Source organism: Paenibacillus sp. LHD-38, assembly GCF_031157315.1.
Taxonomy (GTDB): Bacteria; Bacillota; Bacilli; order Paenibacillales; family Paenibacillaceae; genus Pristimantibacillus.
Genome location: NZ_JAVIFU010000052.1, coordinates 1 through 17,615 on the forward strand (window position 1 = coordinate 1; position 17,615 = coordinate 17,615).

The following is a 17,615-nucleotide window of genomic DNA, read 5'->3' on the forward strand; positions in this document are numbered from 1 at the left end:
TTCCATGGTTCTTCAAGTGCTAATGCAACTTTGAACATATCCGCAATTAAATTATCGTTGCTACTTAATGAGGTCCACATCGTCCTTACCACCCTATTAATATTCTTACCAGGCAGTATGGACAAATTCACTATTAAACAGACATCAGCCATTCACTGTAGCGAGGAAGCCTTTTATTTCCTGTTGGGATATGCCTTCTACCATATCGCATTCGCGCGCGAGAAGGAATATTACGAGAGAAGGAACAAGAAACGGGTGGCTATTCTGTTCTCCTTCGGCACGCTGTGGGCATTCGTGTCCGATTTTCTTGGCTTTGTCTGGCTGTCGATGGGGGAGTGGAAGTTCGATCTGGTGAGCAACGGAACATGGAAACTTAACGCGGTTATTATTTTGGGCCTCGTTGCGGTCATTATTTATTACACGGTTAAGTACGGCTTCCTCGGCATTAAGCTCAGAATCGAGCGCGAGCGGCTGGATTATTCGATGCGGGCGTTGACGATGGGCGTATCCATTTTGAACCATTCCATCAAGAACGAAATCCAGAAAATCAATTATTTGACGGAGAAGACGCAGGGCTTCATTCATTCCGGCCAGTCCGAAAAGTCATTGCAGTCGATCGACCAGATTCATTCGGTGACGGCGCATCTGCTCGATATGGTGGGGAGAATCAAAGAGAAAGCAGACGATATCGTGATTAACGAAGGACGCATCTGGGTGAAGGAGCTATTCGACGCCGTCCTGCATCCGATGCAGCCGCTGCTGGAGAGACGCTCGGTCGAGGTCGTGCAGATCCAGGATGAAGGCGGCGAGCTGACCTGTGATTTGCTGCATCTGAAGGAGACGCTGTCCAATCTGGTCCTTAATGCTGTAGACGCCATGGAAGAGACGGGCGGCACGATTACTCTCCGGGCCATGAGATCCAAGCGGCATTTCACCATAGAGGTAAAAGACAGCGGCTGCGGCATTCCGAAGGAGCAGCTCGGCAAAATTTTCGAACCGTTCTATACGACCAAGAAAAACTCGAGCAATCACGGCCTCGGCTTGACTTATTGCGTATTGGTCATGAGGAAGCACGGAGGCAGCCTGGCCATCGCGGATACCGAGACGGGGAAAGGGACGTCAGTCATGCTTCATTTCCCGATTTGGCGCTACATACAGACAGGCACCGCTGCTTCTGTCATGGCTTCTCCGGCAGCTGCCGTCCAAGAACAGCCGACTTAATCGCCCTTGAAATGCATCAGTTTGTTTTTTATGCTTTTCAGCTGCGATTTGATCGTATTCGTAGACTTATGCAGCTTTTCCGAAATTTGCTGCTTGCTCAGCCCCTCCTTGCGCAGATCGAATACTTCCCGTTCCATGGGTGAGAGCTCCATGAGCTTTATTTCACTGCGCATGATGCGGGCCGCGTCCGCGTGAATCGTCGAGCGGTCTTCGTAAGCCTCCCTGATCGCGCGGACGATGTCTTTGTAGCTTTGCTTCGTAATGTAATTGAGCGCGCCTAGCCTGAACGACTTCATAATGACCTCCCTTTCGGTGAGGGAAGTAAGCATAATGACTTTAATATCTTCTTCCTTGTCAAGCTCCGACAAAATTTCCTTCATGGCTTCCAGCCCGTCGAGATTGTTGCCGGTTAGATTAATGTCCATCAGGATAATGTCTATCGGATGGCGCGAAACCGCCAGTACGGCTTCCTCCTTTGTGCCGGCTACGGCAACAACCTCAATATCCGGCTCCTCCGCCAAATCCGCGCTTAAGTTCTGCTGCCAGAACGGATCGTCCTCCACGAGCATGACGCGTATACTGCCCATCTGTCTTCCCCCAATCCGCATATACCGGTAAGTCAGTATTCTTATTAGTTAAAGATAGTATAGCAAGCACGCATCCTGTCCGGTAGGGTGAATTTTTATCACCCGGCCTAACGGCAGGGGTGATAAAAATTCATCCTCCTCAGGCAAGCCGGCGCCAATGTATACTCCGAATTGTGAACGGCGGGCTGGATAGCGGAATGCGGAAGGCGCCATCAACGAATCGAGTTGAAAACAAAGGAGACGGTGAATATGGTTCAGAAAAAAACGAACGATTCAGCGGTAAAAATGGCATCGGAGAATACAGCGCCCGTACTTAATTATAATGTGCCTGAGCCGACAACCTACAGCGGCCGAACGTATATCGAGCTCGACATTGCGGATAACTGCTTCCTGCCGCCGCAAGCGGGCATTCAGACGAAGGCCGCTTTCGGGGCGGCGTCGCTGAGCTTCGGGACGGCAAGTTCCCCGCAGCTGCCGGTAGAGGAACTGCGTAAGGTGAAGCGCTCCGGCGACCGGATGACGACGCGCCTCACCGAGCTGACGGAGGAGGAAGTGGAGCTTCAGGCGAGGGAAGGGAAGAAGCTCAGCCTGTTCCGTACGATGACGGGCGCATGGTCGCACCGGTTCGTGGCCGATTATGCGATTTCCGTTCCTGCTGCGTCTGAGTTTTCCGAGCCGAAAGCGCAAGCGCTCAGGGCCGCTCTCGCCCCGCTGCCGACGACGGACGGCGGAGATCCGTACCAAACGCCTCCTATTGACGACCAGATGCGGGATGACGATGACTGGCCGCCGGAGGAGGATCCGATTGAAGAATCCGTGTCGGCTTCCTTCACCGCTCCTGCAGCAGGCACGAATATCACGGGTCCGCATACAGGCGCAGTGATCGATATTAAAGGAACGGCAACGGCCGTGCTGGGGACGGTTTCAAGGGTGATGGTCAAGGCAGGCTCGGGCGCGTGGAAGCAAGCCCAGCTTTCCGGAGATAATTGGGTGCTTTCGGGCGTCGTGATAACGGATCAAGGCCAGGTTACTTTACAGGCGGACGCGTACCACTCAAACGAGCAACTCTCTTACATCACCACGAGAAAAATCAACGTGACGCTGGAGCAGGCTCCGGACGTGACGCCGCCGACGATTGTGATCACATCGCCTGCAGCTGGCGCGGTTCTTTCGACCAACAACGGCCCGGCCGCAAATATTACCGTTCAAGGAACGGCGGGGGATAACCGGGGAGTTACAAAGGTTGAGCTGCTTCTTGACGGGCAAAATCCGATCGCGGTCGATACGCCGAACAACTATGCCACTTGGAGCAAAGGGCTGTCGATCCCGGCAGGCAACCATTCGATTATTGCGCGCTGCTACGATGCGGCAGGCTTGAAAGGAGAAACGAGCCTGAACGTGAGCGTGGATACGACCGCGCCTACGATCAGCATTACGTCGCCGGCGCTGAACGCGGCGATCGCCGGCACCTATACGAAAGGAGCCGTCATTGAAGTGTTCGGCACCGCGGCTGACAGCGGCGGCGTGAAGGTCGTGGAGGTAACGCTTAACAACAGTCCGGTTTATGTGCGTGCGGTTGAGAAGGCGCCAGGCGACTGGTCGCAATGGAAAGCGACGGTGAAGGTTGACCTGCCGGGATTATGCGTCATCAAAGCGCGCGCTACCGATATGTCCGGCAATACGATGCAGGCGGCTACCCAGGTGAACGTGACGATTTTGCCGGAAGTCAGCTCGCGGAAAAACCGTATCATCCTAATCGAATCGTACCGCTTATCCTCCTTCCTGGCCAATTACGGCGCGGGGCGCACGCTGAAAACCTTCTCCCTGCTTCCGGGTGAGAAAAGCAAGATCAGCATTCGTACCTATACCCAGAAGGAAGAGACGATGAAGAGCGCATCGACTATTCTCGATTCCGTGACCGACGATATCGCAAGCGAATTCGAGCTGTCGATCGGGGATGAGACCTCAAACAAAACCGGCTACGAATCCAGCAACGATTACAAGCTGGAAGCAAGCGTAGGAGTAAGCTGGGGCGGCTGGCTGAACGCGTCGGCAAGCGCTTCGACGAGCGGCGCGACGAATGCGGCGAGGGAGCAACTGACGAAGAACATCGTCAATTCGACGCAGAAGCATGTGTCCAAAGCGTCCGCCCGCCGCGACATGCAGATCGATACGACCTATGAGGTGAAGATGACGACGACCGACGAGACCTCGATTGTCCGCGAGATCGAGAATATTAATATGAGCAGAACGCTGAATTTTGTTTTCCGCCAAATGAACCAGGAATTTATTACGCTGCTCCATCTGGTCGACGTGCGGATCGGCTTCTACCGCGACGAGAAAATCGAAGGGGAGGGCAACAGCTATTATCAAGAGGTTACGCTGCCTGAGCTGGGTAAGCTGCTTTCGGAAATTATCGTGCCGGAGAAGCGTGATGAAATACGCAATACGATCATGTACCAGCTCATGAACATTTTCGATTATCAGGATATTCACCACTCCTTCGTTGAAGAAGCGGTGCTGAAGGATGCGAACGGAAGCGTCATTCCGGCGTCAAATTACTTGCGCGTCAAGAAGGACTACTATTCCGAATACGCCGATGAATCAACCGGATCGATAATCAAGGTTCCAGGCATCATTATGGCCGCGAACAACCATGTCCTGAGGACGGACGGCATCGTTGTCGATGCGGTGCTCGGCCAGGGCGAGGCGCTTGACGAATACTCGAGCAACCTGCAATTGCAATCGGTCAGGGAGAAGGAGCTGAAAAACGACCTGCTGCAGACGGAGGTCCGGATGAGGGAGCTGGCGCTACAAATTCTCGAATCGAAGGATCAGGCGGCAGCCCAGCTGTATGCGCTGCTTAATCCTCAGCCGGTTGCGGACGAAGAGGAAGAACCAGCGGCTGTAACCGTATAGGAGGAGGCAGGGAGATGGATTTCACCTTTACGCTCAGCGACCGGAACAAGGATCGGCTCGAGCATGACAAGGCGCTTGCCAACAAGGATAAGGCGGCTGTCGTCAATCAGAAGACGGTCGTCAGTGCTTACAAATTCATTTATAAAAAAATCGTGAAGCTGATCGATCTGCCGATTGCCGCCTATGCATTGAACTTTCATAAGGTGCATTTCGAATATTTGACCATCGTGCTCGTCGCCGTAAAAAATACGAACCAGGCGACGGAAGCAATCGCCGGCATGAAGATGAATCTGGACAGCTACGTGTCTATGACGGAGCAGGTGCTGCGTAAGATCGAAGAGCTGCCGGAGGATCCGCTGCCGGGACTCAATCCGCTCGACCATCTGTATCTGTCGCGCGATCCGGAATTTGTGGAGGCCCATGACCGGATTATCGAGGATTACCGGACGGTTGCCCGCGAGAATTTGACCAATATTACGCATTGCGCGAAGCAGGGGCGGGACATTTACACAAGCACGAATACGGAAGCGAAGAAGCTGCTGGACGATTTGATGAAGGTGCAGCCGCAGTCCGATATGGAGAAGCTCATCATCGAAGCGAACAAACGGGATTTGAAGTGGCTCATATTGTCGCTCGACAAGATTAGGACGGTTTACCAGAAGGCCGATGCCGCCGTGCCGAAGGCGCAGCGCATGGCGGAATTCGCGGATCAGTTCGTGAAAATAGCCGGATAAAAGCAAAACAAGGTAGTCTCTTTTTTTTTGCCGGGTGCTTTTGGGAAATATCTTGAGCCCAGATTTATGCGGCGCACGCATTTAACCCGACTAATCATCGTCAGCCGATGTTTTTCTGGTTTTTTCTTGTGAAAGCTCCATAATGCGCTTTTTGATCAAATGGTGAAGGAGGCGTATAGTGGGGGATAACTATGGCTATGGAAAGGCGGATTTTTCGAAAATGTCCCAAAAGCTCCTTCTCCCGCATCTCGGTTTCTTGGTTGTATACCTGTTATGGGGCATCAATATCAGCTCGATGAAAATTGGAGGCCACGAATGGGATCCCGTCATGTTCAACGGGCTTCGCTATGCTCTAATAGCCCCGCTGCTTTGGCTTGTTACCTATTTCCATTTCCGCCAAAAGGGCATCAGCCTCCGCATGGAAAGCCGCGATCTGGGCCGCATTTTGTTCCTCGGCATCCTGTCAGCGATCGGGATGGAGGTGCTGCTGTCCTACGCGCTGCAGTATTCGAACGCGGCTAACGGTTCCGTATTGGGCCGCGGCTTCATGCCCGTGCTGACTGTCATCATCTCGCTTGCTCTCAAGGAAATCCGGTTGTCGTACCGGATTCTGATCGGCCTTCCCTTTGCTTTCGTAAGCGTTATCGTGATTGTGGCAGGTGGCGAGCAGGGCTTGCATTTCGGGCTGGATACGCTTCGCGGGGACGGCTTGCTGCTGCTGCGAAGCCTCTTTGGCGCCTTCTATCTCATACTGATGAGCAGATTGACGTCGCGCTATCCGCTTATGCTGCTGATTTCCTGGGAGATGACGGCCGGCGCCATTTCGCTGCTACCGTATGTACTGTGGAAGGCGGACACCGCCTATTTCGCCGGCATTTCGTCTCACGGTTGGATCAGCCTAGCATATACGGCCATTCTGGCTACCATGGTCGGCTTTACGCTGCACAATTGGAGCCTAGCCCGTCTGGGCCCGTTCAAAGCATCTGTTTACGGGTACACGCTTCCGATCACGGCGGCCGCCTCGGGGTATTTCTTGCTGCATGAATCGCTGACGGTGTATCAGATGCTCGGAGGAATCGGTGTTCTATTCGCCATGTATTTGTTGCAGAGGGATAGGCAGAGACTCGGAAAACCGAAGGCAGCCGAGGCGCAGGCGACATGATGCTTCCTATTTAAGATGTGCGTATCATCAAAGCGGAAAAGCATCGATAAATCCAGGAGAGAAGTATATGATTATCCCTACCTATTCGCCGGAAAATAATCCTATTGGCTATAACAGCACGATTACGGCTAATGCGACTATGGACATTTCGGCTGCTCGGGATGGTTTACTAATGGTCATAACGATGGAGAAAGCTGTCAAACGCGAAGGATATGAAGCCGCTATTGCCGAATGGGAAGCTCTATTAGATCTGTTGCCTGATTATAAATATGACGCGGATGGCGCTTTGCGCGAATGGGCGATGAATGAATATACGGAAAATAATAACCACCGCCATCTGAGCCATCTGTACGTAGCCTGGCCTGCTTATGAAACGCAAAACAATAAAGCGCTCGCTACAGCAGCGAAGATCGCGCTTGATAACAGGGACAAGTACAATACGAAGGACGCGACGGCGGGGCACGGCTGGATGCATAAGGCGCTGGTTAGCGCGCGGCTCAAACAAGGCGAAGGCGTACTTTCTTCGCTGTTGCCCATGATGACGGATGCTGGGTATTACCCGTCTTTAATGACAGACCATGATACGAATCGCAGAAATCATTGCTATTGTACGGATACGTCATTTGGCGTCGTAGCTTCAATTAATGAGGCGTTGCTATTTTCGAACACGGGCGAAATCGAGCTGCTTCCGGCATTGCCTTCCGACTGGCAAGCGGGATCTATAGATGGACTTATGGCAAGAACGCAAGTAGAAGTTAAACACTTATCATGGAATCTGTTGACCGGAACCACAAAAGCTACATTGTTTTCAAGAGTTGACGTTAATACAATCCATTTAAGTGCGAGCGTTCCTTGGACGAGAGTCATCGTTAACGGTAAGGAAGCTCAGGTGCATGAAGGTGAAATGGGCAAATTTATTGTATTAACGCTGAGTGAGGGAATAGATGTTACAGCTGAATTTGTTTAGCGCAATTCCTGAATAAGCAAGCAACCCGGCTGCATTTAAGCAGTCGGGTTGCTTGCATTATATTTCTGCGTATCTTCTTTTAGTAGCGACTGAAAACGATCTTCTTACTGGGGGAGAGTGGGAGAACGCAGGAGGAAAGTCTAACCGAAAGCTAAAAAGCTTACGCTAATATCTCTAGTGCACGTTAATCGGGTACAACAGAACTTCTCCATTTCATGGCTGACGAGTACAGCAGGGAAGCGAAGTAAAACTTATTTTTTGTCGTTACTAAATAAAGTCCTAAGATGCAAATGAAGCTTTTCTTCTGAAAAATAAATTAATTTCCCTATCTGCACTTACAATTGAATCAGAACCATGAATGATATTACTTGCTACGTCAGTTGCAAAGTCGCCGCGGATCGATCCAATTTCAGCATCAACTGGATTTGTTGCTCCAATTAAAGCTCTCGATTGTTTTACTGCGTCATTACCTTCCCACACCATAGCAAATACAGGGTTAGCTGAAATGAACTCCACTAACTCCCCAAAAAATGGTTTTTCTTTTAAATCAGAATAGTGTTTTTCTGCCATCTCTTTCGAAACCAACATAAGTTTGGCATCTATTAGGGTAAAGCCCTTCCTCTCAAACCTCAACACAATATCGCCGATAAGACCTCTTTTTACTCCATCAGGTTTAATCATGATAAATGTTTGCTCCATTGCAATAGCCTCCAATTGTTTATTGTTAAACTTTCCTGAAGAGCGGCCGCATTTCTCCGTCACCTTCAGTGATATTAAGAATCCATCTGGTACTAGTCAAATTCCTTCACTCCTAAGTATTCATCAGAGCAACCTTCTGAGCATTCACTATAGTAACGTTTAACGCGGTTTGTTGGGAGAGTAGCGATTATTGACCCGCATCTTTTACAAATCATATAGCCAAGCTCCAAACCAACCTTCTCCTTTTTGATACCATTAATCACAACGTTTCGGAATTCCATTGAAACTTCGCCTCCTGAAGAAAGTTTTGTTTTTTTGTAAAATGCATCAAAGAATCAACTAAACTACACGAATAACCTACGTTGGCGAAACAAGCAGTTATGTCAAGGCTCCCTTCATTTATATGTTGTAACATAATTCTAATTTATAACGTAATATATATCAATATATAAGTTTATTAAAACGCATTAATTGCACCGATTTTTTTTTAATCGTCACAATAGATGTAAGTAGAGGGGTGAAAGAACCGTTCGATAATTAATGTGAGCACTAATGGATTTGGACCCAAGTGGAAAAAGAGAGCGGATGATCAATGAATTGACCATCCGCTTTATTGCTGCATCCTTTATTCCCCATATTCATATACCTCCAAAGTCACGCTTATCATACCGCACACATGCAAGCACTGATTGCTCTTTAAGCAAGCTGATTCTAATTTTATTTGACATAAAGAATAAAGGTCACCTGTTCAATGACGAAAAGAAGTTTGAGCAGGCTGGCAACTATACATTGAACATACAAAAAGCGCTGGATGTGGCGGAAGAGCTTTATGTTGGCAGAGTCATGATTAAATATTCAACGTTACGGGTGGGCAATATGCCGTATGTTGGTTAAAACTGAACGGCATGGGCGTGAGGTTGTGAAATATGTCGTGGAAGAAATGAACGAGATGAAGATGGTTGTCTTTAACCAGAACTGAAGTCCAGTTCAACGAAAGGAGTCAAGATCGATGATGACAGTTTCTATGCGTATGGGAGAATTATTATTTCCTGATACCACCCTGACTCCTTGCGAGTTCGAAAGCAGGTATCCATCCATTAACGTAACGGGAGATGCGGTTTGCCCCCCTCCCTTTGCATATCGGAGGCTTGTGTACGGTTGCCTGCTATGATTTCATTCTGCATCAGTAATGTATATCCGAACCCCTTTCCATGACTGGCAGCAATGAGGTCTTGTATGACTTTACATCGGTTTGTGTCCACAACGTCAAAAAATTCGACAATACAGGTGAAGATCTCGAAGATTTAATTAGTATCGGGACAATCGGTCTGATTAAAGTGATTGAGAGCTTCCAAACTGGTAAAGGCACGAAGCTCGCGACGTTTGCGGCTCGTTGTATTGAGAATGAAATACTTATGCATTTTCGTTCTTTGAAGAAGACTCGGAAGGACGTGTCTCTTCATGATCCGATTGGCACCGATAAGGAAGGCAATGAGATTACGTTGATCGATATTCTCGGCACTGAGGCGGATGATATCGTGGATAAGGTTCAGTTGAAGATTGAAAAGTCGAAGATATATAAGAATCTCGACACACTTGATGACCGCGAGAAGGAAGTTGTGATCGGCCGCTTTGGGCTGGAGCATGGCGGGGATGAGCGGACGCAGCGGGAGATTGCGGAGGAATTGGGCATCAGCCGGAGCTATGTGTCGCGGATTGAGAAGAGGGCGCTGATAAAGCTTTATCATGAGTTTTATAAGGCGAAGCGGTAGTTGTTGAAGAAAAAGCTTATCTTGGGGGAAAACCTGAAGTCAGCTTTTTTTGCATTGCCCTACTTTGCGACTGCGGCTGAAGATATTGAATAAATATTGATGTTTAGTCGGCTGTATCACAGGCTGACGGAGGCTGTGAACCCCCGCTATACGGTACCAACGGGGAAGCGTTCGATGCGGAGCGGCTCCTATCTGTGCCATCGTTCCTATTGCAACCGCTACCGGGTTGCAGCAAGAAGCAGCAATACGCCGGACATCGCGACGGGGAATATCGGGTTTCGCGTCGTCGCGGATAGCGACAATGGATAGCTTCCTTCTTTATTACCGGGCCCGCAGATACCTGCGGGCTGTTTTGGTATGGTACCGAGCTCAGGTGAACAACTGGGCCGCGTCCTGCTGGTTCCCGTGGGTCATGAAGTCTGTAGGTGACATCGAGGTGTATTTCTTGAATATCCGGAAAAAGTAAGAGGTGTCATAGTAGCCTAAATAGTTTGAGATATTGGAGATGGACATGTCGGAGTTCAGCAACAGGTTACATGCTTCTATCATGCGCAATTGATGGATGTATTTGATCGGCGATTGTCCGATAACCTCTCGGAATATTGCGATCGTATAGTTCGGCGACCGCTGAATCAATCGTGCCAGATCCTTGATCTCAATCTGTTCGCGGTAGTGGTCAAGCAAATAGTGTTTTATCATATCGGCATATTTCGTTTTGATCGGAGTAACCTCGGGCTTCTCCAGTTCTCTTGCGATGATGCCGATCAGCTCTTGCAGGATGCCGTGGCAAATGAAGGTTCTAAAGTTCTCCCCCTGCCGCAGTTCCTCATACAAGCGTTCAAATCTTCGCTGCACGTACTGAAGCCTCCACAGCTTGAATTGTACAAATTTCTTAGCGTGAAGAAAAGGAATGAATGGCATGGAATCAACTTCATAGTTGAAGATGATCGTAAATTTTTGGTGTGGGCCGGAGGGGTGATTTTCTCCGGCGCGACGCGAGCCATGCGGAATAAACATAAAGTCTCCCCGTTCACCGGTATAATCCTCGTTTTCGATCCTGTAAGAAACTTTGCCCTCCGTGACAAGAACAAGCACATTGTAATTGATAACCTCGGAATGCGTACGCCAATTCGGGATGGAATCGTCAAAATGTACAGATTTAATTGTCAGCATGAGCATCACCTGTTTAATGAAAATGGTTGCCTTTATTATAGCATTGATGTTTATCACAATGTAAACGAAAACGTGCTGAAATCTTCAAGTTAGTGTTGAAATGTACATCTTCCGGAGATTATGTACATCGACAAAGAAAAGGCCTGACTCTTATACTGAACATAACGCTGGAAGAAGGCGTTATCATTCTAGTGGGGAAGGGATAACGACACGAAACCAAGGAAGGCACCGGGCAGAACGAGAGCACGGCAAGCGGTGCCGCTGCGGGGGATTCGGGCGAATTCTCAAAGCAGGTGACGCTGCGTATCATGGACTGGAACGACAGCATCAAGACGGTCCGCGAAGAATTTATCAAGAGATTTGTGGAGAAATACCCGAATATAAAAATCGAATACACGCAGCTTCCATCCGAAAACGATGGGAATCCCGGAGCAGTCAAGGGCTAATTACTTGCAGGGAGCTGCAGCAGTTGCAGGGACGAACGACTAATAATCGAAGTAAAGGAGATTGAACGATGCGAGTATTGCTGCTTGATCTTGATTCCACCAGACCTGACCATCTTGGCTGTTACGGGTATCATAGGAATACCTCACCCCATATTGACCGGATCGCCGCCGAAGGCGTCCGCTTCGATAATTATTACACGTCCGATGCGCCGTGCTTCCCCTCTAGAACCGCGCTTATGACAGGGAGATTCGGCATTCATAACGGGGTTGTCGGTCACGGAGGGACAGCTGCGGATGTGCGCCATGAAGGCGAATCCCGCGAGTTCCGCAGCAGGCTGGCCAGTGAAAGCTTCCCTTCCCTATTCCGCAGCGCGGGGATGAAAACCTCACTTGTCAGCCCGTTCGGAGAACGGCACACCGCCTGGACGTTCTATGCCGGCTTCAATGAAATTTACAATACGGGCAAGGGCGGCATGGAGTCGGCCGAGGAGGTGACGCCGGTCGTGCTCGATTGGCTTGAGCGCAATGCCGAGCAGGATGATTGGATGCTTTACGTAAACTATTGGGACCCGCATACGCCATATCGTGCGCCGGAGGAATTTGGGAACCCGTTCAAGGACGATCCGCTTCCGGAATGGATTACCGATGATATATTTGCAACGCACCGGGAAAAGGTGGGACCGCACAGCGCGCACGAGATCAACATGTATAACAACCGTACCTCGCCCCAATATCCCCGTTATCCCGGGGAGCTTATGGACCGGAATGATCTCCGCCGCATGATCGACGGGTACGATTGCGGTGTGCGCCACATGGACGATAACATCGGCATGATTCTGAACGCGATGGAGAAGAAAGGCATTCTGGACGATACCGTAATTATTATAACGGCTGATCACGGAGAGAATATGGGCGAGCTTGGCATCTACGGCGAACATGGTACGGCAGACCAAGCGACATGCCGGATCCCGATGATCATCCGCTGGCCGGGCTGCATAGCCGGACATGTGGATAAAGGCCTTCACTACCATCTGGATTTGCCGCCGACGATGGCGGAGCTGTTGGGACTTCAGCCGGCGCCGAGCTGGGACGGCCGCAGTTATGCCGGCTCGATCCTGACGGGCGAAGATACGGGACGCGACAGCCTCATTATTTCGCAATGTGCACATGTGTGCCAGCGCAGCGTAAGGTTCGACGAATGGCTCTACATCCGCACCTACCACGATGGCTATCATTTGTTCGACAAAGAGATGCTGTTTCATATCAAGGATGACATTCATGAGCTGCACAACTTGGCTTCCGTCCGCCCTGACATATGCAGAGAGGCTGCATACCGCCTGCTCGACTGGCACGATCAGATGATGATGTCGATGGAGCACGATACTGACCCGCTCTGGACCGTCATGCGGGAAGGCGGGCCCTATCATGCCAAGGGCAATCTCAGCGAATATGCCGAAAGACTTATCGAGTCGGGCAGAGAACGTTACGTGGAGGAATTGAGAAAGAGGCATCCACAAGAGAATTAGCAGTGAAAATGTTGAAAGAATAAACGTTTGAAGAAACGCCATCAGTCCTTTTAAATCAATTTTCATGAGAGAGTTGTTCTCTTCAGTGAAAAAGTGATTTAAAGGATTTCTGGTGGCTTTTTTTTGGCAGGAGACAAAAAAATATTTGGTGTTGAGAGCAGCTGCGGGTTTCGTGTCACGACCGGATAAATCAAAGGGAACGGGATCTTATTGCCCGTTCTTATTTTTTTACATCGGATCATGTTCACATCTTTCTACCACCCTCACTTAATACCGAAATGAAATTAAGATAAGTTTTAATATCGGAATATTTGGTAATTCAGTAAAAATACCATGTTTATTTTGATATAAATTCTTTTTAATTGTTTTATCAGTAATCCTTTATCCCGAAATGAAATAAAGATGGTAAAATGGATGTAATGAAAGGGGGCGGTTCCAGTGAAGTGGTTTTTTGCGCATTTTGGTAACCTTAACCAGCTTTTTTGGACGTTCTTCAAGATTGGTCCATCCAGCTTCGGCGGTGGTTTTGCCATGATGCCGATTATCGAACGGGAGGTTGTCGTCAAGCGTCAATGGTTTACAGAAGATGAGATGGCCGATATGCTGTCAATGGCGGGCATGGCTCCCGGAGGAGTCGCTGTGAATGCGGCTGCATTCGTAGGCTATCGGAAAGCAGGCGTCATCGGAGCTGTTGCGGCCATTGCGGGCGTTACACTTCCAACGTTTCTGATTGTGATCATGCTTAGTTTGACTTACCTGTTTTTACGTGACGAACCAAAAGTCCAAGCGGCCCTTAGAGGTATTCATGCCGCCGTCATTGCTTTGATCTTGATGGCTGCCTACCGAATGGCCAAAGTATCGGTGTTTGACGTGTCCACTACTTGCGTGACGACGGCCGCGCTTTTGTCGCTGCTGCTGCTCAGTATTAATCCGCTCTATGTGATCCTCCTCGGCTTAGTCGTGGGGCTGGTCATTGTTAAGAGTAAAGAGTGGATCGGTCTCGAGGTTCGAACCGAGAGAATGGGTATCAATGCGAAGTCATTGCGGGAGCCCGAATACTTTATCTGACGATTGGAGGTGCGAGTCATGCTGTGGGAATTATTTATTACCTTCTTTAAGATTGGCTCCGTTTCATTTGGCGGAGGCTATGCTGTCATTCCATTGATTCAATATGAAATTGAAGCCCACGGCTGGCTGACGAACAGCGAATTTCAGGAAGCGGTTTCACTTGCCGGTATGGCGCCAGGTCCGATCGCAACGAACAGTGCTACCTTGATCGGGTATAAGTCGGCTGGATTGGCTGGGGCTGTCGCGACGACGTTAGGCATGATTCTGCCTTCACTCGCCGCCGTTATTTTGCTGGCCGCCGTATTTTTTCGCCAAAGCCGCAGCAAATGGTTCCGATCAACCTTTTATGGTCTTCGTCCTATCATTACCGGACTTATTATTTATGCGGCCATCTATTTTGGCTTCCTTAATGGGCGTGAGGCGGGATTCACATGGAAGACTTTCGTTACGCTTGCGATATGTTCCGGGTGTATGTTTTTGATGATCAAGTATAAACTTCATCCTATCGCCGTTATCGCTGCAGCAGGGGCGGCAGGAATTATTCTATTCTAAACGAATGATTAATGAATCATGAATACGCATCATATGTGTGGAGGGAGGTGAAGGCGTGGAACAAATGAAATCCTGCTGTGCGGTAAGCAGGCAGCAAGCGAACATTGAGCCCAGTGTTATAGCGGTCCCAGCGCCGTCACAAACTGCCGTTCCGGCGCCGGATCACATCGACTTGGATTGGGTTATCATACCGGGAGGTTCCTTCGAAATGGGAACAATTACTAGCGAAGGGTTTCCAAGCGATGGGGAAGGTCCGGTTCGGAGGGTTGAACTCGAATCCTTCAAAATCACGGCTTGCGCCGTGACGAACGCGCAGTTTCGGGCATTCGTGGATGCAACCGGATATCAAACTGAAGCAGAAAGCTATGGATGGTCATATGTCTTCCATTTGTTGGTATCTGATGAAACGAACATCAGGGTTAAGAACGTACCGCGGCAAGTCCCCTGGTGGCTTGTCGTTGATGGAGCAAATTGGAATAACCCGGAAGGGCCGGATTCGAGCATAGAGGATCGTATGGATCATCCGGTCGTTCATGTCTCTTGGAATGATGCCGCGGCGTTCTGCTCCTGGTCCGGGACAAGACTGCCGACGGAAGCGGAATGGGAATATGCGGCACGAGGCGGTTTACAGGGCAGGACCTATCCTTGGGGAGACCTGCTCAAACCGGACGGCAGGCATATGTGCAATATTTGGCAGGGAAAGTTCCCGATTAAAAATAATGCAAGCGATGGCTATATAGGCACGGCTCCTACTCGGTCGTATGAGCCGAACGGTTACGGACTGTATAATATGGCGGGCAATGTGTGGGAATGGTGTGCGGATTGGTTCAGTCCTGCCTATCACCGCCAAACGTCGTCAGTTAATCCGCGATATACACAGGATACAGGCAAAAGGTCGATGAGAGGCGGTTCGTATCTGTGCCACCGCTCTTACTGCAACCGCTACAGGGTAGCAGCAAGAAGCGGCAATACACCGGACAGCTCAACGGGCAACATGGGCTTCCGCGTGGCCGCGGACCTGATCCCTAAAGCAACTTAAATGCTATCGAAATGGAATAAATGATTCTAGGCAGCCGGTTGCAGCGGCGTATCCTCTAACGGAATAGGAGATTTACGGTAGTTAACGACACGGATTTAAAGATTCATAATGAGCTTTTTTTCTTCATGAATGTGGTTGGGATCTGTATTCCAGAGTAGTGGATCTGGCTGTTAGTAGAATCTTAGGTGGTAGACTATTAATCGTTTTCTGAAGAAACTAGGAGGTACTAATCCATGTATCACGTATTGGTAGCGGAGGATGAGATGTTGATTCGGAACGCGATTGTCGAGATGATTGAGCGGTTCGACCTTGATTTTAAATTGGTTGCACAAGCGAGCGACGGCATAGAGGCTTGGAACCTAATCAATGAATATTGACCGGATGTGGTCATTACCGATATCGTCATGCCCGGTTGGTTCCATCCCGACGACGGCTGCGCTTAAATGATGGGTGGTTTTCAAATTTTGAATCCATAGCAAAAGATTGTGAAACCCCTCCTCGTCATTAGAAAAGGATAAGTAGTCTCCGATGATGATGCCACGAAAATTTACAGCGCGCGCAACATGCATCTGCTGGGCGATGTCGATCCCGACAACTAAATGCTGAGCAGTAATTTTTTCAATGAGTTGATTTTGTTTGTCCTGCGATTTAAACTTCATAGTAGAGCGTCCTCCTGGATGATGGGATTTTTAGGGCTATGACCCGTTGCGTACTCCCATCGTACCGAGGCGCTTCTTTTTTTTGCAAAGCTGATAATTAACGCTCTACAGGAATGCTAACGGGAAACGATAGCTCAATAAAGACACGACGGCAGCCGGCCACACGATCGGCTGCCGTTGCCCGTTGAAGTAACGGGCAGTTACGCGTAACAACGCATTCGTTCAAAATTGTGGTATCATCTAGTAAATGGTTTAGGAGAGTGTTTCCATGGCTGATAGCGTTGAAATCGTAAAAAAATTTTATGATGAAACCGTACATTACGAATGGGACCGGTTGGACCGCCATAAAGTGGAGTACGAACTTAGCAAACGCTACATGAACCGTTACATTAAGCCGAACGACAGCGTATTAGACCTCGGAGGCGGTCCAGGGAAATATTCACTCTACCTCTCTGAGCTTGGCTGCGATGTAACACTTGCCGACCTTTCACAAAACAACGTAGATTTTGCGATGAATAAGGCACAAGAATTTGAGCTGCCTCTTAATTCCATTTGCATAGATAGCCGTGATTTATCAGCTTTTGAAGATGGACATTTTGACCACGTGTTATGCATGGGACCGATGTATCATCTAAAAGAAGAGAACGACAGGGTAAAAACGATAAACGAATGTTTAAAAAAACTAAAACCAAATGGGACTCTTTTCGTGGCATTCGTCTCGTCTTTTTCATTCGTTTGGGATTATCTCATCAGCAATCCAGGCATGATTCTCACGGATGAAAGAAAATCAGAACTCAATATTATTCTTGATGATGTGAATTTTTCTGGGCATGGATTTACGGATAATTTTTTTATCCGTCCAAAGGATGTACTTCCATTTTTCGAAAAATTTGAACTTGAAAAACTACATTTGGTTAATTGCGAAAGCTTTTTATATTTGCGTGAGCCGGAACTTCTTAAGCAATCACCTGAAGTAATAACAGCTTGGTTGGACTTGGCAGAGCAAGTATGTGAACGTGAGGACCTAATGAGTTTAGCTGAACATTTCATGTATATTGGAAGAAAATACAAAGATAAATGAAATTACCATT

Annotated in this window: 18 protein-coding genes and 2 pseudogenes; 15 read left to right on the plus strand and 5 right to left on the minus strand. The window is 48.9% G+C overall.

Features of this window, described 5'->3' with window-relative positions:
* Positions 1 to 1,221, plus strand: a 1,221-nt coding sequence (locus RCO25_RS28750; RefSeq protein WP_308999513.1) for a sensor histidine kinase, incomplete at its 5' end; no start/stop codon positions are given.
* Here RCO25_RS28750 and RCO25_RS28755 read toward each other — a convergent pair.
* Positions 1,218 to 1,808 carry a response regulator gene (locus RCO25_RS28755; RefSeq protein ID WP_308999514.1) on the minus strand — a complete coding sequence of 197 codons (591 nt, stop codon included), beginning with the start codon at positions 1,806 to 1,808 and terminating at the stop codon, positions 1,218 to 1,220. The two genes, RCO25_RS28750 and RCO25_RS28755, sit on opposite strands and share 4 nt — an antisense overlap.
* A gap of 249 nt (positions 1,809 to 2,057) precedes the next feature.
* On the opposite strand from RCO25_RS28755, the gene RCO25_RS28760 reads away from it, so the two are divergent.
* The 4 genes from RCO25_RS28760 (at position 2,058) to RCO25_RS28775 (ending at position 7,590) form a co-directional block, all read left to right on the plus strand.
* Entirely contained in the window at positions 2,058 to 4,727 is a 2,670-nt protein-coding gene (locus RCO25_RS28760; protein WP_308999515.1) for an Ig-like domain-containing protein, read from the plus strand.
* Between the two features lie 14 nt (positions 4,728 to 4,741).
* Positions 4,742 to 5,461, plus strand: a complete 720-nt coding sequence (locus RCO25_RS28765) for a hypothetical protein (protein ID WP_308999516.1) — start codon at positions 4,742 to 4,744, stop codon at positions 5,459 to 5,461.
* Positions 5,462 to 5,639: 178 nt separating this feature from the next.
* Positions 5,640 to 6,623, plus strand: coding sequence for a DMT family transporter (locus tag RCO25_RS28770; RefSeq protein WP_308999517.1), 984 nt, complete (start codon positions 5,640 to 5,642; stop codon positions 6,621 to 6,623).
* A gap of 67 nt (positions 6,624 to 6,690) precedes the next feature.
* On the plus strand, positions 6,691 to 7,590 hold the full coding sequence (locus RCO25_RS28775) for a glycosyl hydrolase family 95 catalytic domain-containing protein (RefSeq protein ID WP_308999518.1): 900 nt from the start codon (positions 6,691 to 6,693) through the stop codon (positions 7,588 to 7,590).
* A 279-nt stretch (positions 7,591 to 7,869) separates the two neighbouring features.
* Here the strand turns inward: RCO25_RS28775 and ndk are convergent, their stop codons facing one another.
* Together ndk and RCO25_RS28785 are read right to left on the minus strand one after the other, a co-directional pair.
* Positions 7,870 to 8,289, minus strand: coding sequence for a nucleoside-diphosphate kinase (ndk, locus tag RCO25_RS28780; RefSeq protein ID WP_308999519.1), 420 nt, complete (start codon positions 8,287 to 8,289; stop codon positions 7,870 to 7,872).
* 92 nt (positions 8,290 to 8,381) lie between these two features.
* Entirely contained in the window at positions 8,382 to 8,570 is a 189-nt protein-coding gene (locus tag RCO25_RS28785; RefSeq protein ID WP_308999520.1) for a GapA-binding peptide SR1P, read from the minus strand.
* A gap of 304 nt (positions 8,571 to 8,874) precedes the next feature.
* Here RCO25_RS28785 and RCO25_RS28790 point away from each other — a divergent pair, with 304 nt between their 5' ends.
* The 3 genes and pseudogenes from RCO25_RS28790 to RCO25_RS28800 form a co-directional block, all read left to right on the plus strand.
* Positions 8,875 to 9,183, plus strand: coding sequence for a hypothetical protein (locus RCO25_RS28790; protein WP_308999521.1), 309 nt, complete (start codon positions 8,875 to 8,877; stop codon positions 9,181 to 9,183).
* A gap of 317 nt (positions 9,184 to 9,500) precedes the next feature.
* Positions 9,501 to 10,061: an RNA polymerase sporulation sigma factor SigK gene (sigK, locus tag RCO25_RS28795; protein WP_308999522.1), complete on the plus strand. Its 561-nt coding sequence runs from the start codon at positions 9,501 to 9,503 to the stop codon at positions 10,059 to 10,061.
* A 102-nt stretch (positions 10,062 to 10,163) separates the two neighbouring features.
* A pseudogene (locus tag RCO25_RS28800) lies at positions 10,164 to 10,370 on the plus strand (SUMF1/EgtB/PvdO family nonheme iron enzyme); the annotation flags it as partial.
* 60 nt (positions 10,371 to 10,430) lie between these two features.
* On the opposite strand, the gene RCO25_RS28805 reads toward RCO25_RS28800, so the two are convergent.
* Positions 10,431 to 11,234 carry a helix-turn-helix domain-containing protein gene (locus RCO25_RS28805; protein WP_308999523.1) on the minus strand — a complete coding sequence of 268 codons (804 nt, stop codon included), beginning with the start codon at positions 11,232 to 11,234 and terminating at the stop codon, positions 10,431 to 10,433.
* 308 nt (positions 11,235 to 11,542) lie between these two features.
* On the opposite strand from RCO25_RS28805, the gene RCO25_RS28810 reads away from it, so the two are divergent.
* From RCO25_RS28810 to RCO25_RS28835, 6 genes are all read left to right on the plus strand, one after another.
* A complete protein-coding gene (locus RCO25_RS28810) occupies positions 11,543 to 11,680 on the plus strand; it encodes a hypothetical protein (RefSeq protein ID WP_308999524.1) in 138 nt (45 codons plus the stop codon).
* A gap of 68 nt (positions 11,681 to 11,748) precedes the next feature.
* Positions 11,749 to 13,206, plus strand: coding sequence for a sulfatase family protein (locus tag RCO25_RS28815; RefSeq protein WP_308999525.1), 1,458 nt, complete (start codon positions 11,749 to 11,751; stop codon positions 13,204 to 13,206).
* A 438-nt stretch (positions 13,207 to 13,644) separates the two neighbouring features.
* Positions 13,645 to 14,274, plus strand: coding sequence for a chromate transporter (locus RCO25_RS28820; protein ID WP_308999526.1), 630 nt, complete (start codon positions 13,645 to 13,647; stop codon positions 14,272 to 14,274).
* 18 nt (positions 14,275 to 14,292) lie between these two features.
* Entirely contained in the window at positions 14,293 to 14,826 is a 534-nt protein-coding gene (locus RCO25_RS28825) for a chromate transporter (protein ID WP_308999527.1), read from the plus strand.
* A gap of 55 nt (positions 14,827 to 14,881) precedes the next feature.
* A complete protein-coding gene (locus tag RCO25_RS28830; RefSeq protein WP_308999528.1) occupies positions 14,882 to 15,865 on the plus strand; it encodes an SUMF1/EgtB/PvdO family nonheme iron enzyme in 984 nt (327 codons plus the stop codon).
* A 233-nt stretch (positions 15,866 to 16,098) separates the two neighbouring features.
* Positions 16,099 to 16,242 carry a response regulator gene (locus tag RCO25_RS28835; RefSeq protein ID WP_308999529.1) on the plus strand — a complete coding sequence of 48 codons (144 nt, stop codon included), beginning with the start codon at positions 16,099 to 16,101 and terminating at the stop codon, positions 16,240 to 16,242.
* A gap of 27 nt (positions 16,243 to 16,269) precedes the next feature.
* Here the strand turns inward: RCO25_RS28835 and RCO25_RS28840 are convergent.
* A pseudogene (locus RCO25_RS28840) lies at positions 16,270 to 16,524 on the minus strand (IS110 family transposase); the annotation flags it as partial.
* Positions 16,525 to 16,792: 268 nt separating this feature from the next.
* Between RCO25_RS28840 and RCO25_RS28845 the strand changes: the two are divergent.
* Positions 16,793 to 17,605 (plus strand): class I SAM-dependent methyltransferase, encoded by an 813-nt coding sequence (locus tag RCO25_RS28845; protein WP_308999530.1) that lies wholly within the window; start codon positions 16,793 to 16,795, stop codon positions 17,603 to 17,605.
* Positions 17,606 to 17,615 lie beyond the last annotated feature (10 nt).